Annotated in this window: 15 protein-coding genes; 6 read left to right on the top strand and 9 right to left on the bottom strand. The window is 44.3% G+C overall.

Translation table 11 applies throughout. From position 1 onward, the window contains the following. Positions 1 to 25: 25 nt before the first annotated feature. From leuS to aat, 3 genes are all read right to left on the bottom strand, one after another. On the bottom strand, positions 26 to 2,584 hold the full coding sequence (leuS, locus tag QUA53_RS08580) for a leucine--tRNA ligase (protein WP_333096393.1): 2,559 nt from the start codon (positions 2,582 to 2,584) through the stop codon (positions 26 to 28). Positions 2,585 to 2,860: 276 nt separating this feature from the next. Then, the gene (locus QUA53_RS08585; RefSeq protein ID WP_333096390.1) at positions 2,861 to 3,535 is read right to left on the bottom strand and encodes a Uma2 family endonuclease; all 675 of its coding nucleotides are present in this window, start codon (positions 3,533 to 3,535) and stop codon (positions 2,861 to 2,863) included. Positions 3,536 to 3,635: 100 nt separating this feature from the next. Continuing rightward, positions 3,636 to 4,232 carry a leucyl/phenylalanyl-tRNA--protein transferase gene (gene aat / locus QUA53_RS08590; protein WP_445304931.1) on the bottom strand — a complete coding sequence of 199 codons (597 nt, stop codon included), beginning with the start codon at positions 4,230 to 4,232 and terminating at the stop codon, positions 3,636 to 3,638. A gap of 46 nt (positions 4,233 to 4,278) precedes the next feature. On the opposite strand from aat, the gene QUA53_RS08595 reads away from it, so the two are divergent. Continuing rightward, positions 4,279 to 4,608, top strand: coding sequence for a hypothetical protein (locus QUA53_RS08595; RefSeq protein ID WP_333096388.1), 330 nt, complete (start codon positions 4,279 to 4,281; stop codon positions 4,606 to 4,608). A gap of 124 nt (positions 4,609 to 4,732) precedes the next feature. Here QUA53_RS08595 and rpsN read toward each other — a convergent pair whose 3' ends face one another. The 6 genes from rpsN to QUA53_RS08625 form a co-directional block, all read right to left on the bottom strand. Further along, positions 4,733 to 5,035, bottom strand: a complete 303-nt coding sequence (gene rpsN, locus QUA53_RS08600) for a 30S ribosomal protein S14 (protein ID WP_333055623.1) — start codon at positions 5,033 to 5,035, stop codon at positions 4,733 to 4,735. Positions 5,036 to 5,215: 180 nt separating this feature from the next. Beyond that, positions 5,216 to 5,548 carry a type II toxin-antitoxin system RelE/ParE family toxin gene (locus QUA53_RS08605; protein ID WP_333096385.1) on the bottom strand — a complete coding sequence of 111 codons (333 nt, stop codon included), beginning with the start codon at positions 5,546 to 5,548 and terminating at the stop codon, positions 5,216 to 5,218. Then, positions 5,548 to 5,799 (bottom strand): hypothetical protein, encoded by a 252-nt coding sequence (locus QUA53_RS08610; protein ID WP_333096384.1) that lies wholly within the window; start codon positions 5,797 to 5,799, stop codon positions 5,548 to 5,550. Before QUA53_RS08610 ends, QUA53_RS08605 begins: the two co-directional genes overlap by 1 nt. 131 nt (positions 5,800 to 5,930) lie before the next feature. Further along, a complete protein-coding gene (gene nth / locus QUA53_RS08615; protein ID WP_333096383.1) occupies positions 5,931 to 6,608 on the bottom strand; it encodes an endonuclease III in 678 nt (225 codons plus the stop codon). Between the two features lie 213 nt (positions 6,609 to 6,821). Then, positions 6,822 to 7,916: an RIP metalloprotease RseP gene (gene rseP, locus QUA53_RS08620; protein ID WP_333096382.1), complete on the bottom strand. Its 1,095-nt coding sequence runs from the start codon at positions 7,914 to 7,916 to the stop codon at positions 6,822 to 6,824. A 35-nt stretch (positions 7,917 to 7,951) separates the two neighbouring features. Continuing rightward, a complete protein-coding gene (locus QUA53_RS08625) occupies positions 7,952 to 8,113 on the bottom strand; it encodes a hypothetical protein (RefSeq protein WP_333096380.1) in 162 nt (53 codons plus the stop codon). 57 nt (positions 8,114 to 8,170) lie between these two features. Between QUA53_RS08625 and QUA53_RS08630 the strand changes: the two genes are divergently transcribed. The 5 genes from QUA53_RS08630 to QUA53_RS08650 all read left to right on the top strand — a co-directional run bounded on the left by QUA53_RS08630 (position 8,171) and on the right by QUA53_RS08650 (position 15,170). Beyond that, a complete protein-coding gene (locus QUA53_RS08630; protein ID WP_333096377.1) occupies positions 8,171 to 8,848 on the top strand; it encodes an ATP-dependent Zn protease in 678 nt (225 codons plus the stop codon). Between the two features lie 115 nt (positions 8,849 to 8,963). Beyond that, a complete protein-coding gene (locus QUA53_RS08635) occupies positions 8,964 to 9,518 on the top strand; it encodes a hypothetical protein (RefSeq protein WP_333096375.1) in 555 nt (184 codons plus the stop codon). A gap of 59 nt (positions 9,519 to 9,577) precedes the next feature. Continuing rightward, positions 9,578 to 10,135: a Uma2 family endonuclease gene (locus tag QUA53_RS08640; protein WP_333096373.1), complete on the top strand. Its 558-nt coding sequence runs from the start codon at positions 9,578 to 9,580 to the stop codon at positions 10,133 to 10,135. Positions 10,136 to 10,347: 212 nt separating this feature from the next. After that, positions 10,348 to 11,778, top strand: coding sequence for an MFS transporter (locus tag QUA53_RS08645; RefSeq protein ID WP_333096371.1), 1,431 nt, complete (start codon positions 10,348 to 10,350; stop codon positions 11,776 to 11,778). Positions 11,779 to 12,812: 1,034 nt separating this feature from the next. Then, positions 12,813 to 15,170: a polysaccharide biosynthesis tyrosine autokinase gene (locus QUA53_RS08650; RefSeq protein ID WP_333096367.1), complete on the top strand. Its 2,358-nt coding sequence runs from the start codon at positions 12,813 to 12,815 to the stop codon at positions 15,168 to 15,170. Positions 15,171 to 15,190 lie beyond the last annotated feature (20 nt).

Below are 15,190 nucleotides of genomic sequence, written 5' to 3' on the forward strand. Positions count from 1 at the left end.
ATTGAAGAAACCGGGTTTCTCATCTTTATCCAGCTACCACGAAATTAACCAATTTTCCAGGCACCACAATTACCTTTTTAATCTCCTTACCTTCTAGGTGACGCTTGGCCAATTCCGACTCGCGAGCAAACTTTTCCAAAGCAGCTTTATCAGCACCAGAAGGCACTTGAATTATGCCGCGAGTCTTGCCCATAACTTGAATTACCAGCGTAATTTCATCGGTAACTAATGCAGATGGATCGACAGCCGGCCAACTTTGCGTATGCACAGATTCACTGTTACCAGTATTGTGCCACAACTCATCAGCTATATGCGGTGCAAAAGGCGCTAACAAGCGAATCAAAGTGTTAATTCCTTCTGCATAAATTGGCGAATCTTTACACTTAGCATCATTCAAAGCATTGCTGAGTTTCATCATTTCAGAAACAGCAGTATTGAACTGATAGTCGCCCTCTAAATCTTCGCTAACTTCCTTAATTGCAGTGTGAATTGCCCGCCGTAAATCCTTCTCAATTTTGCTTAATTCAGCATTCTCTCCTGCTTGATCGGGGGTGGCAGGGACTCGTCCAGCAAACTCTGTAACCACGCGCCAAACGCGATTTAAAAAGCGAAATTGCCCTTCCACATCAGCGTCGTCCCACTCCAAATCCTTCTCTGGCGGCGCTTTGAATAAAATAAACATCCGCGCCGTATCTACCCCATATTTTCCCATAACTTGCAAGGGGTCAACGCCGTTATATTTTGATTTTGACATCTTCTCGTAGAAGACTTCTAAAGCTTCACCAGTTTCAGGATCTTTTGGATTTGCGGGGTCTATATCTGCTGGGGGAACGTATTTGCCAGTAACGGGGTTTTTGTATGCCATTGCTTGCACCATGCCTTGAGTTAACAGGCGTTTAAATGGTTCGTCACAATCGATCAAACCCCGATCGCGCAAAACCTTGGTAAAGAACCGCGAATACAGTAAGTGCAAGATGGCGTGTTCGATGCCGCCGACATATTGGTCTACGGGCATCCAATCATTTGTCTTTGCCGTATCGAAGACTTGCTCTTGATTTTGAGCATCGGGATAGCGCAAGAAATACCACGAAGAATCGATAAAAGTATCCATCGTATCTGTTTCGCGCTTCGCCGGAGTGCCGCAACTCGGACAAGGAACGTTTACCCATTCTTCCATCTTTGCCAATGGCGAACCTTTGCCAGTAAATTCTACATTTTCCGGCAACAACACGGGTAAATCTGATTGAGGGACGGGTACTGTGCCGCAGGTGGGACAGTGAATTACGGGAATCGGGGCGCCCCAATAACGCTGTCTAGAAATCAACCAATCTCTCAAGCGGTATTGGATTCTGGCTTTGCCATAACCTGCATTTTCGGCATGGTGAATAATCGCTGCTTTGCCTTTAATTGAATCCATGCCGTTGAAGCTTTCGGAATTAATCATAATCCCAGGTTCGGTGTAAGCTTCGGTCAGCGGAACTTCATCATCATCCACAATTACTACTTTAATTGGCAGTTGATATTGATTGGCAAATTTGAAATCTCGCGTGTCGTGGGCGGGTACTCCCATGACTGCGCCGGTGCCGTATTCGTACAGCACATAATCGGCAATCCAAATGGGGATTTCTTCGCCGTTGAAAGGATTGATTGCTTTGCCGCCTGTGGGGATGCCGCGCTTTGGTTTGTCTTCGGCTGTGCGATCGATCTCGCTTTGGGCGGCGACTTCTTTGATGAAGGTTTCTACGGCCGCTTTTCTATCTTCGGTTGTTACGCGCTGAGTTAGTGGATGTTCCGGTGCTAAAACAACGTAACTGACACCGTAAACTGTATCGGGACGTGTGGTGAAAACGGCGATTTTTTCATCCATTCCGACAATCGGAAATTCTAAGTAAGCGCCGACTGATTTGCCGATCCAGTTGGCTTGCATTAATTTGACTCTTTCTGGCCAATCTGGCAATTTGTCTAAGTCGTTTAATAACTGTTCGGCGTAATCGGTAATTTTGAGGAACCACTGCCGCAATAATTTGCGCTCGACTTTAGCACCGGAACGCCAGGAACGACCTTCGTTATCTACTTGTTCGTTTGCTAAAACTGTTTGGTCTATGGGGTCCCAATTAACTGCCGCTTCTTTTTGATAAGCTAATCCTGCTTCTAAAAATTGCAAGAAAATCCATTGAGTCCACCGATAATAATCGGGAGAACAAGTTGTAACTTCTTTTGTCCAGTCGAAAGAAATACCCAGCCGGCGAAATAAGCCTTTCATTTGGGCAATGTTTTGATAAGTCCATTGTGCAGGGGGAATTCCTCGCTCGATAGCTGCATTTTCTGCGGGCAAACCAAAAGCGTCCCATCCCATCGGATTCAATACGCGATAACCTTGCATTCGCTTGAGTCTGGCAATTACATCGATGATTGTGTAGTTGCGGACGTGGCCCATGTGCAGGTTTCCCGACGGGTAGGGGAACATGGATAAGGCATAAAATTTAGGCTTTTGGGTATCTTCTGGCATCTGGTCTAAGTTTTGCTCAGCCCATGTCTGCTGCCATTTTTCTTCTATGGATTGGGGGTTATATCTTGAATCCACAACAATTTCTCCTTTTATAATTTACTAATGTTTGCTTGAATATTTTTGCACATTCAAGGGGTATCGATTAGGATTTTTCTGAGTACCAAGGATTTTGGCTCGAATATCTGTATTATATATTGTAGTATAAGTAATTTGAGCTGGGGGCGATCGACCAAATATCCCGGTTCGCCCTGAAAAAAGTAAATAACTGCAATCCCCAGAAACCCGATTTCTTTGACAAACCGGGTTTATTCTCCTAGTTAGAGCTTAGATGCTATCAGGATCGATGTTCAATTACCGCAGTTTGGCGGCTAAACGTTCCGCTTTTTGAGCTTCTTGTTCGGCACGCTGCGAAGCTTCTTCGGCACGCTGAAATTCTTGTTCTGCGCGCCGTCGCTCTAATTCTCGCTGTTCATCTAATTCGGAATAGGAAAGAAACTTTTGTCCATCAGGTCGATAAATTTCTAACCCTTCCGAACCCAACTCAAACCGCACTCCCAATCTTGGACTTATCCAGCCCTCCATAGGTTCAATTACTTCTAACATTCCTTCAATTCTTCGCCAACCTGTCAACTCATTTTGTGCTGGGTCATAAAGGTAATACTCCTCAACTCCGTAGCGATTGTAAAATGAAAATTTCTTGTTCATTTTTATTTGGCTGTCGCTGAAAGAGCGAATCTCAAACACGACTTGGGGAGGCATATTATCTTCACGAAATTGTAGGTAAGAACGCCGATCGCCCTTTTGCCTCCCAAATACCACCATTACATCGGGCGCTTGAGAAATATCTGTTCTACCCTCAACCGGATACCACAGTAAATCGGCGGCTATAAACACGTTTGGGTCATCTTTCAACAGCGACTCGCAACCTTCTTTGATGGTGACAATTAATTTGTATTGAATTGTGCTATCTGCCATCGGTTGACCGTCGCTGCATGGATAAATAATTTCTTCTGTTGTGACTTGCATTGTGGTTGTCTCCGAGAAGTATCTCAGCTTAATTATACTATTGTTTGAAGCCGCTACTGGGGTCGGACACGGTACTGCCTTTTCCCGAATGAAAAAATATTCAAAATAGCGAGCAGCGGCGCTTCAAAGCTGCTTGCAAAAGAGTGTTGTACAGTTTTTCTTTAATAGTATAAGCGCCGAATCTTTCTAAGTGCGGATTGTTCATTTGAGCGTCGAAAATTAGATAAGATCGATTGCGCAATCTCTCCACCAACTTCACCATCGCCACCTTAGAACCCTCGGGAATTCGGTAAAACATCGACTCCCCAATAAACGCACCGCCGATCGACAATCCGAGAATACCGCCCGCCAATTCGTCGCCGCACCAAGTCTCGAAGCTGTAAGCCCAACCGGCCTCATACAAACCCCAGTAAATCTTCTTGAGCTCCTTAGAAATCCAAGTCGTTTCGCGATCGGCACAACCCTCAACCACCGCCCCAAAATCGCGGTTCACAGCCACCGAAAATCGATTTTGATTGATTTGGCGACGCAGGGATTTCGGATAGGTAAATCTTTCATCCAGGGGAATCAGCGCCCGCTGACGGCTCGAATACCACCCCAAACTTTCCTCGCCGTCATTTGCCATCAAGAAATAGCCTTGGGCATATCCTTGTATAATTGTCGGTATATCATATTGCATATATTTATCAGTTGTCATTTCTCAGTTAACTTTTCAAAGTCAACATTAGCAATTAGGAATAATCATGTCTGAAATCATTGAACCTATTACCTTACCGCCCGCCCAAAACCCCGAACAAGAAGGCCAATGGCTCCAACAAACGCTGCTGGCATGGCTAGACTCCGAGTTTATCCCAGAAGCAGCCAACCAGCAAATAGCTAAAAGGGCTGCCCAAATCTATGTCCGCCAGCGCATGGAAGGGGAAAACGACTTGGGCAGCCTCGTAATTGCGATCGTCACCGAAATGCAGGCCTATGATTTTTCTAAAAGCTTCTACGGCGAATTTGCGATCGCCAATGCCGTCAGCGACTTGTTACTCGAAAGTCTCGGCATCGATAAATGCTGTGGTCAGTGAAGCAAGAAGGAGGAAAATTTAACTCATAAGTCTGAAACAAAAATCAACCCCAAACCTAATCCTGCCGATTAATTGTGAGTTTTTTTCTTTCTTCTTCCTTCTTCCTTCTTCCTTCTTTCTCGTGCTACCAGCTAGACTTCACAACACCGGGCAAAAGACCTTCGTGAGCCATTTCTCGCATCATGTTGCGAGACAGTCCGAAGTCACGATAGTAACCTCTGGGCCGTCCAGTTGCCCAGCAGCGGTTCCGCAAGCGAGTCCGCGAACTGCTGCGAGGTAGCTGTTGCAGTTGGCGGTGAATCGCCATTTTGTCCATCTGATTGGTAGCTTGGTCAAACTGGTCTTTGAGGTCTTCCCGCTTGTCGGCGTACTTGTCTACGAGTCGCTGGCGCTTTTTCTCGCGCTCGACCATGCTCTTCTTAGCCATAATCTGTTGATATCCTTAGATTAATCACAATCTACTATTTTACTATATTTTTGTCTTTTTGGATAACTTTAATTTTAAATATTTTTATTTACACATAACAACTTATCTCATTTGCAGGGTGCCTCAGCTAATATTGTGCGATCGACAGTTGCTCGAATTCGAGCTGACGCACCCTAGGAACTACTCCTGGTTCTCGCCAAGAGTTTGTTGTGCAGCGTGTCGAATGTGGAGGATGCGAACTGCGGACACATCTTCACTTTCGGCAATAGTGAAAAGAATGCGGTATGAGTTGCGCCCTTTACCATAAAGTAACTGCCTAATTTCTTTACTGAAGTATTGATTTTCCCTGGCGATAGGACAACGTTTGGGCATCGCTGATAAAGACTCGATCGCCTTCAGCAATCCCTCATACCACTCCCTTGCTTTCTCTGGTGATGTCATCTGAGATAATAGCAGGAATGCACTATCCGCTTGTGCTTCTGCAACGCTAGAAATTTCAATGAGATATCTCATCAGTTTGTTGGAAAACTGTACTTGGTGCGCTGTGATTTAGCAAATTCATCAAAAGAACGAAACCGTCCTAACTCAAAATCATTTAACCCCTCCTGAATACCCTCAATAGCTTCTTCAGAGTCTCGGGCTTCCCATTCTAATATCCGAGTTAGCAATTGGGCCGCAACAAGGCTAATATCTTGTCCTTCCCGATTCGCTTTTTCACGAAGTAGTGCCTCTATTTCTGGACTGAGGGAAATCGCAATACTCATATACTTACTTCCTTAGCATTAAGCTGTTGACAATAATTATAGCAAACTCAAAAAACGAGCGACCGAGCGAGTTCATTTATAAACTCTTCATTTCAGCAATTGTAATGTGCCTCAGATTCTATATTTTAATGCTAGTTGCTAGCCTCGGCACTGACGCACCCGTGCGTAATATTAGCAGAAGGACACAAATCTGCAAGTTCACAAATATTGCAAGCCGGATTTCTCGCATTACAAACTGCCCTGCCGTGATAAACTAACCGAATCGACCAATTTTCCCAATCCGGCTGCGGCAACAATATCATCAAATCCCGCTCTATTTTTGTAGGATCGGTATGTTCGGTCAATCCCAACCGCTGAGTCAAACGTTTGACGTGAGTGTCTACGGTCACGCCCATATTAATACCAAAAGCGTGAGCGAGAACGACATTAGCCGTTTTGCGGGCAACTCCGGGCAATTCTAGCAGCAGTTCCATCCGCTGCGGTACTTGATTGTTAAATTTATTGACGATCGCCTGACAAGCACCTTTAATATTTTTAGACTTATTGCGGTAGAAACCAGTCGATCGCACCAGACTTTCTAGTTCTTCTATATCAGCATTTGCCAAAGCCACCGCATCGGGGAAACGCTTAAACAAAGCCGGCGTTACCAAATTTACTCGATCGTCCGTACACTGAGCCGAGAGAATAGTCGCCACCAGCAACTGCACGGGAGTTTCGTAGTTGAGAGTGCAAGGAGCTTCTGGATAGAGGCGTTTGAGGCGAATCAGAATTTCGAGCGATCGTTGTTTTAAACTTAACTTTTTAGTCATTAGTCAGTAGTCATTAGTCATCAGTAGTCATTACTCATTTGTTATTTGTTTTTAACTGGTTCCCACCAGGCACGACCGGGGAACCCATAACCATAGGATATGCCTCGCTTGAGTAGGAAAAAAAGAAGAAGGAAAAATAGGAAAATAGGAAAAAGAAAAACTAGACATAATTCTTCCTTCTGCCTTCTGCCTTCTTCCCTCTGCCTTCATTTACTATTGCATGAAATTTCGCAAATCAAATCCAGCCAAATTAGCAGTATCGCGAATAATCAAGAAAACTCCCAAACCCAGCAACAACACCAAACCAGTCTGCATGACATTTTCCTGAATGCGGTTCGGCAGAGGCTTGCCCCGCAGTCCTTCTATTAACAGAAAAGCTAGCTGACCGCCGTCCAAAGCAGGTAAAGGCAAGATATTAATCACAGCCAAATTGACGCTAATTAACACCGCATATTGAAACAAACTCGCAGCATCTGATTTGGCAATCCCTGCACCAATCGCCACAATCGCCACAGGCCCGGACAACTTGTCGGCAGTCTGGCTGAAATTGCTAAGTAACTGCCCGAAACCTTGAACCGTCAGCACCACAATCCGCTCAAATTCTTTGGCGGCCTTGCTAAACGCCTCTACAATTCCGGCCCTCTGCCGCACCACAGTGCCGTTAGAAGTTAGCTGCACACCAATGCGACCTTTGCCGTCGGGCGACTCTTCAGGAGTTACTGTCACCACAAATTTTTGTTCTTGGCGCTGAATTTCCAACGCTAGGGGTTGGTTGGGATGATCTTGGATTGCTGTGACCAATAATTTGACTGCTTCGCGGGAAGCGCCCAATTCCTTGCCGTCAACAGACAGAACAACGTCGCCCGATCGAATTCCCGCTTGTTTGGCGGCCGAACTGACTTCCGCAGCGACTTCCGGGACTTTAACTCCCGGTAGGTAGTTCATTTCTGCCGCGCCGACAGTGGTCAATTGCACCACCAGCAGGAAATAAGCAAAAATTAAGTTGGCAATTACCCCTGCACTAATGACGATCGCCCGATCGAGCACGGGGCGATTTTTGAGCAAATTCGGGTCATTTGGGGGAATTGTACTTTCGGGATCGTCGTCCGGGAAACCCACGAAACCTCCCAGGGGAAAGGCGCGGAGGGCGTATTCAGTTTCCGGGCCTTGGTACTTCCAGAGGATTGGCCCGAAACCGATGGAGAAGCGGTTGACGTGGATGTGTTGAAGTCTCGCCGCCAAGAAGTGGCCGAGTTCGTGAACGACAATCAAGATACCTAAAACTGCGATCGCTGCCAAAACTGACATGAAGGATTCCACTAACACTTTTACTGGACTTTGATTTATTTTAATATCTTTTTAATATCGGTGGCTTCGGAGGGGCAATTTTCAGTCAAACTGGAAGGTGGTGTTTTTGTCGGAAGTCCCGGCTGCTGCGATCGACCCGACGCTGCCAAACCGATCGCGCGATCGTACCTGAGTTTACCTCTAAAACCCATTCCCATTACCAATTCCCTATTACAAATTACCCATTACCAATTCCCAGTTAGCCCTTCGCCATTATGAAAGACACTTCTTTGAATATTATCGCTATTTCTATCTTTGCCATCACCGTTTCAATATTGTTGGGGCCCCTATTCAACTTGCCAGAAGCCGTACCTGCGATCGCCACTTTTTGCCTGTTGGGGCTAGCCACCCTTGACAGTTTCCAGTGGCAAGGTCAAGGCGGTACTATTTTATTAGATTGGCTGGGGGGAACTTCCAAACAAAAGCGCGATCGTATCCTTCATCACGAAGCCGGACACTTCCTAGTCGCCCACCTCTTGGGAATTCCCGTAACCAGCTACGCCCTCAACGCTTGGGAAGCATTTAAACAAGGTCAAACAGCCCAAGGCGGCGTCCGATTTGAAGACGAACAATTAGCATCTCAACTCCAAAGCAGCACTCTTTCCGCCCAACTTTTAGACCAATACTGCACCGTGTGGATGGCCGGAATAGTCGCCGAAAAATTTGTTTACGGCAGCGCACAAGGAGGAGCAGAAGACCGCACAAAAATTAGTGCAATTTTAACACAGCTGCGCCGTCCCAGTTCAGAGATTCAACTCAAACAAAACTGGGGTTTGCTGCGAGCAAAAAACCTGATTGAAAGCCACAAATCAGCTTACGAAGCCCTAGTATCAGCAATGGAAAAAAGAGCAACTGTTGCCGAATGCTGCGACATAATCCAGCAAAATTTATAGGAAAAAGATTACGCCCTCTTGCCTTATTAACCCGGTTTATCTCTAGATTTATCACAAAAACAAAAAATTTGCGTAGAAACCGAGTTTAAGAGCGTATTTTAAGGATTAAAAATTAATGTCAGAACCAAACAATTTTCCAACAACACTGCAAACAGCAAACCCAAATACAGAAAAATTGTTGTGGCTGTTTGGTTTTCGGATCGACCCCGGCACCGAAATACCAAATCTATATACTCTAATTGTCTATGGAGAACAAGAGCCGCCCTTAGTAGCCGGCGGTCAACTTGTATTTTTTACGCGTCCAGAACTAGCGATTAACGCTCTCAAATTGTGCCATATCGATGTCAGCAAACTGGGAAAGCCACCCACACAAATAGACGCTATTTGCGACATTGCGGAAACGCTGTACTTGCTCGATGCCGAAGATTTTGACGAGTCAGCTACTATCCTCAACTGTTTGAACACGCTTTTCGATTTAGTGAAAGCTACTTTAATACCGATGCCAACTGAATACAAGCGCATACTTTATGATTTTGCAGACCATTTGAATATTGAGGAAGAGTTTGCAAGTTTTTTAGACGCCGAAGATATTCAGCGATCGGAGATTGTCAATGCCATTTTGTGGTGTGTGGGAGCAATTACAACAAAATCTAGATTGTTGACCGAGTAATTTAAGAAAAACTAGAATGTGAATCGATAATAGATAATATCGCCCAAGGAAATTGTGCCATGACTGTAACAGATTTACGCTTGTGGACTGTAGAGGAATATCGCCGCATGACCGAAACAGGCATTCTCAATCCCGATGAACGAGTCGAATTAATTGACGGGCAAATTATTTCAATGAGTGCAAAAAATCCTCCCCACGCAGCAACTAATCTCTGTGCAGCCGACTATCTTAGAAATCTGCTGGCAGGACTTGCTTTAATTCGCATCCAAGACCCGATCGCTCTAAGCTATAATTCAGAACCAGAACCGGATATTGCTGTAGTGCAAATCGACCCTCGGCTGTACCAAGATTTTCATCCCGCACCCGCCAACATTTTCTTATTAGTAGAAATAGCTGATACCACCTTAGAAACAGACCGCAAGCGAAAAGCACCGGCTTATGCTAAGGCGGGAATTACTGATTATTGGATACTTGATATTAACACGCGACAAGTTTATGTTTTTCGCGAACCGGGCGAGGCAGACTACCGGCAAGAAACAGTATTTAATGAAGATGATGTTTTGTCAATGCTGGCATTTCCAGAAATAGAAGTTCAGATTTCGCAACTGTTTCCTTAAGTAGGGGCAGGTTTTACCAAGAATAATTGCCTAAGACCAATAATCTCGTAAACCTGCCCCCACCAACCTATCAATTACCAATTACCAATTATCAATTACCAAATCTTCAAGCTTGTCCCGATCGCTACAAAAAACTTAGTATTAGGGCGTAGCGCGAGTTATACTCCTACTGGAAAGACTGTGACTGCCAAAAAATCCCGAAATCAAAGTTTATGAGCAACATTTCCCCGCCTCAACCAGCCGCCGACAACCCCAGAACACCAAAACTCAGCCTCTCGACAAAATTAGCTTACGGTGCAGGCGATCTCGGCCCGGCAATTACCGCTAATGTTTTGGCATTTTACCTGCTAGTTTTCTTTACCAATGTCGCTGGTTTACCTGCTGGCTTAGCTAGCAATATTTTGGTGATAGGCAAGGTTTGGGATGCTATAAACGACCCGATTGTGGGGGTTTTGAGCGATCGCACTTCTCATCCTTGGGGCCGCCGATATCCTTGGATAGTATATGGTGGCATTCCCTTCGGCATATTCTTCTTATTGCAGTGGATTGTACCTAGCACGGATCACACAGTGTTATTTTGGTACTATGTTGCGATCAGCATTTTGTTCAACACCGCCTACACGGCTGTCAATCTTCCCTACACTGCCCTGACCCCAGAACTTACTCAAGACTACAACGAACGCACTAGCCTTAATAGTTTTCGATTTGCTTTCTCCATTGGCGGCAGCATCTTTTCATTAATCTTAGCTCTAATTATCTTTGCTGTATTTGACAAGAACCCGAATCAACAATATTTAGTCTTAGGTGCAATCTCTGCTGTTATCTCTGTCTTACCTTTGTACTGGTGCGTTTTGGGAACTCGCAAGCACGTCGCAGCTCAACTACTAGAAAACGCAGAACTCGATAATTCTACATCCTTGCCACTGAAAGAACAGTTGCAGATTGCATTTAGCAATCGCCCTTTTTTGTACGTAATTGGAATTTATCTTTTTTCTTGGCTGGGAGTGCAGTTGACTGCTACTATTATTCCCTACTTTGTTGTTAACTGGATGCAACAGCCACAGTACGTTTTTAGCTTAGTTGCGATCGCAGTTCAAGGCACTGCATTAATCATGCTATTTGTTTGGAGTAAAGTCAGCGAGAGATACGGCAAAAAAGCCGTATATTTTATGGGCATGAGTTTGTGGATTATTGCCCAAGCTGGACTGTTTTTCCTCCAACCAGGACAAGTATTGCAGATGTACCTATTAGCAGTCATGGCAGGTGTCGGAGTTTCCACGGCTTATCTAATACCTTGGTCGATGATACCGGATGTGATCGAACTCGACGAACTGCAAACAGGAGAAAGACGCGAAGGCGTTTTCTATTCGTTTATGGTATTGCTGCAAAAAATCGGATTGGCAGTGGGTTTGTGGTTGGTAGGCCAAGCATTAGAAGGAGCTGGATTTCTATCTACAGTTCCGGGACAGCCAACACCCGTACAACCAGATTCTGCACTCTTTGCCATTCGAGTTGCGATCGGACCGCTGCCCACAATTGCTTTAATAGCTGGCATGATTCTCACATATTTTTATCCCATAACCCGCGAAGTTCATGCAGAAATTTTGTTGAAACTTCGAGAAAGAAAAGCACAAAAGCAGTAAGCGCTAATAAAAAGTAGTTGGTAATTAGTAAAATCAAAAAACAATAACTACCAATAGTTAATCCGAGCGAAAGCAATAGCAATCCTCCTATGCGGTGCGAACTCTTTTTTTATTTAACAATGTGTCATCTTCTTATTGCATCGGTTAATAAAAAAACTGTTGCGCGTTTACCGAAAGGATTGCTATTGCTTTCGCTCGGAGGGCTAATAAAAGCGATTGTTTTAGTAATAGCCCCCGAACCCAAAACCTAGTTTGTATACTAAAAAGCATAAATAGCGCAGCACCATCCGCCCCGGTAGAAAAACCGACAAGGCTTGAGTTGTTCGAGATGTCTATCAATCCTGAAAAAACAAATTATTAAATTTTATGTCGGTTGCACACTATTGAGAGTAGTGTGTGATATAAGGAGGACGATGAGTAAGCCGATCAACTTCAACAGTCACCCAGCTACTCAAAAAGTTTATAATTAAGAGAAGAGACAGATTTTTCTCGGAAATTGATTCGATTAGTTGCCGTTCCAAAAATTTGCTGAATGTTACTAATTATATCTACATAGAAAATGCCAAACGTTTTAGCCTGTCAGTTAAGTAGTAAGTTAACATATGCTTCTGCAGTTGACTGCGAACCGAAAAATGGCATAGAAGAAAAACCAATACCAGCGCAAGTGGTGGCTCAGGTGTTACAGTCAATTGTAAAAGTTTAGTAAAGTTATTGAGTTCCCTGTCGCGAAGCTGAGCGACACCTGAAAAAGTTGGCTTCCTCGCCCGGAAACCTTAAATACAAGCACAACGCAGCAGACTCAAATGCAGTCTGATATAACTATCCAGCAGTTGTAAAAGAACTTTTGCCGCGGGCATAGCATAGGGATTTAGTTATTTTTGTATACTATGTGAAAAGAGTGAGAACTATTAGAAGGAAGTGGGCTCGACCAACCAATAATTTCGTGTGATATCCTTAAGCCAATGCTCAAAGTATCAACCCGAAGGCTCGCAGAAGAAAGCTGATTTTACCCACACAATATCCAAGAGGTCAACATGGAAAGAGAACAGGACGCTCATATCGTACCCATTAGCAACCAGAGCCGACAGGTGCAGCAATTTTCCGTTGACGAGGGAGAAGAGTTAAGCGCGCAGCCTCAGAAAGGATTGAATGTTAAACCGTTGTTGAGGACTTTTCAGCGACAAGCCCTCATCATTATTGGGATTATAGGTCTAGTGGGCGCTGGAGCTGTTTATCAGATCCAGGGAGGCAAGAAAACATATCAAGGCGATTTTCGGATGCTAGTGGAACCCGTGACAACGGAGGCAAGAATTGCTGACCCCGCTGCCCTAGCCAATCGCAGCGAGGGGGGAGGAGTACCTAATCGAGATTTTTTTAGTTTGGACTACGCAACTCAACTTGAAATTCTCAAGAGTCCTCAGATGCTTTCTGCTATTGCAAAACAAGTCCAAAAACGATATCCAAAAGTTACAGAAAAAATTCTTGAAAAAGAATTAATTGTTTTGCGGATGGGAGAAGATCAGATGACGCTCACTAAAATTTTGCAAGTTCGCTTCATGGGGGATGACCCTAAATTAATTGAGTTCGTTTTACAAGAAACTAAAAAGAAATATTTAAAGTACAGTCTTGATGAACGCAAGACTCGGATTGGTGAAGGTGTTAAATTTATTGAAGACCAGCTTCCGGGACTCAATAAGCGCGTAAACAGCCTGAAATCGGAGTTACAGGTGATACAGGAGAAGCAAAAGATTACCAATCCTCAAGAACAAGGCGCGCAATTAATCCAGCAAGTTCGTGCCGTAGAAACTTTAGAGTTAGAAACTCAAAGGCTACTGCAAGAACAGAAAACGCTGTACGCTAACTTGCAAAAACAATTAGATTTTACACCAAATGAAGCTATTGCCGCTTCAGCTTTAAGCGAAGAGCCTCAATATAAAGAGTTGCTGACCAAGGTTAAGGAAGTAGAAGGTCAGATTGCTGTAGAAACAGCTCGTTTTAAATCTGCTAACCCTATAGTGGAAGCTTTAGAGCGCAAGCGGGCAAATTTAGTAGCTTTGCTCAACCAGCAAACTGATAGAATTTTGGGGCAAAATTTAGTCGGCACTCAAGCTAATTCTAAAGTTCAAAATTTTCAAAATTCTATTCGCATAGGCTTGATTAAACAATTGGTGGATACTGCTAACCAAGTTGAAGTCTTAGAAGCTCGCCTTCAAGCAATCACCCAAACTAAAAATAATTTAAACCGACAAGCAACAGAATTCCCCACTATAGCCCGCCGCTACAACGAACTGCAACAGCAATTAGAAGTAGCTGCCCGCACCCGCGATCAACTTTTAAGTCAGCGGGAAACTCTGCGCGTCCAAGCAGCTCAAAGCCAAGTACCTTGGGAAATAATTTCTGAACCAGGCATACCGCGAGATGAGAAGGGCAACCTGATTCCAGTTGCCTCGAAAGCTAAAAACAAATTAATGATGGCAATTGTTGGAGCGCTAGTTTTGGGTCTGGGAGCTGCTATCCTTATTGAAAAGTTCCGCAATATTTTCTACTGTGCTGATGATGTTAAAGATGCGGTTGAAGCACCTTTATTAGGAGCAATTCCTCTGGACAAAAATGCTAGAAAATTGCCCCCTTCTATTGCTAATGCCTATGCTTATCTGGAAAGAAAAGAGGGTAATAAGAAAAATGCTGCGGAATTTATAGAAGCTTTTGACTCTCTTTATACTAATATCCGCTTTCTTTCTTCCAATCGAACGATTAGCTCTTTGGCAGTTGGTTCGGCTACAGTTGGCGAAGGAAAATCTACCGTTGCTTTAAACTTAGCTCACGTGGCAGCGCTGGCGGGTCAGCGAGTGCTGTTAGTAGACGCGAATTTGCATTCGCCCAGCGTGCACTTGCTGCTGGAACTGCCTAATGTCAAGGGATTGAGCAACTTGCTCGACCATAAAAACGAACCCAATGAAATTATCCAACGATCGCATCTAACAGATAATCTTTTTGTATTAACTGCCGGTGTCCCTGGTCCTGGTACTGCCCGACGGCTGGCCTCATCTGGGATGCAGTATTTAATGGAAGAACTTCAGGCAAAATTTGACTTAGTTATCTACGATACGCCGTCGCTCGTTGACAGTAAAGATACGAATTTTTTAGCTGCGCGCACAGATGGCATATTGATGGTTGTAGCAATTCAGCAGGTTCCCTTTTCCGTAGTTCAAAAGGTTTTCACTCAATTAGAAAATTTTGGCATACCATGCTTGGGTACAGTTGCGAATCATGCCCCTAAACGCAAGAAGTATCCAGCATCTAGAGCCTCAGTTGTTGAAGATAAAAATGAATATTTGAATTTGCCACCAGCATCGTCTCGTATCCGCAAACTAGCTCATAAAAAAGAGTGATACCCCACAAAGCTGAGGGA

It is taken from the genome of Microcoleus sp. Pol12B3 (genome assembly GCF_036701355.1).
GTDB lineage: Bacteria > Cyanobacteriota > Cyanobacteriia > Cyanobacteriales > Microcoleaceae > Microcoleus.

Coding starts and splice junctions, on each gene's coding strand:
- QUA53_RS08610 (WP_333096384.1), bottom strand. CDS start 5,799: ATGAGTATTGCGATTTCCCTCAGTCCAGAAATAGAGGCACTACTTCGT.
- rpsN (WP_333055623.1), bottom strand. CDS start 5,035: ATGGCTAAGAAGAGCATGGTCGAGCGCGAGAAAAAGCGCCAGCGACTC.
- aat (WP_445304931.1), bottom strand. CDS start 4,232: ATGACAACTGATAAATATATGCAATATGATATACCGACAATTATACAA.
- QUA53_RS08605 (WP_333096385.1), bottom strand. CDS start 5,548: ATGAGATATCTCATTGAAATTTCTAGCGTTGCAGAAGCACAAGCGGAT.
- QUA53_RS08595 (WP_333096388.1), top strand. CDS start 4,279: ATGTCTGAAATCATTGAACCTATTACCTTACCGCCCGCCCAAAACCCC.
- QUA53_RS08640 (WP_333096373.1), top strand. CDS start 9,578: ATGACTGTAACAGATTTACGCTTGTGGACTGTAGAGGAATATCGCCGC.
- nth (WP_333096383.1), bottom strand. CDS start 6,608: ATGACTAAAAAGTTAAGTTTAAAACAACGATCGCTCGAAATTCTGATT.
- QUA53_RS08585 (WP_333096390.1), bottom strand. CDS start 3,535: ATGCAAGTCACAACAGAAGAAATTATTTATCCATGCAGCGACGGTCAA.
- QUA53_RS08625 (WP_333096380.1), bottom strand. CDS start 8,113: ATGGGAATGGGTTTTAGAGGTAAACTCAGGTACGATCGCGCGATCGGT.
- QUA53_RS08630 (WP_333096377.1), top strand. CDS start 8,171: ATGAAAGACACTTCTTTGAATATTATCGCTATTTCTATCTTTGCCATC.
- rseP (WP_333096382.1), bottom strand. CDS start 7,916: ATGTCAGTTTTGGCAGCGATCGCAGTTTTAGGTATCTTGATTGTCGTT.
- QUA53_RS08645 (WP_333096371.1), top strand. CDS start 10,348: ATGAGCAACATTTCCCCGCCTCAACCAGCCGCCGACAACCCCAGAACA.
- QUA53_RS08635 (WP_333096375.1), top strand. CDS start 8,964: ATGTCAGAACCAAACAATTTTCCAACAACACTGCAAACAGCAAACCCA.
- QUA53_RS08650 (WP_333096367.1), top strand. CDS start 12,813: ATGGAAAGAGAACAGGACGCTCATATCGTACCCATTAGCAACCAGAGC.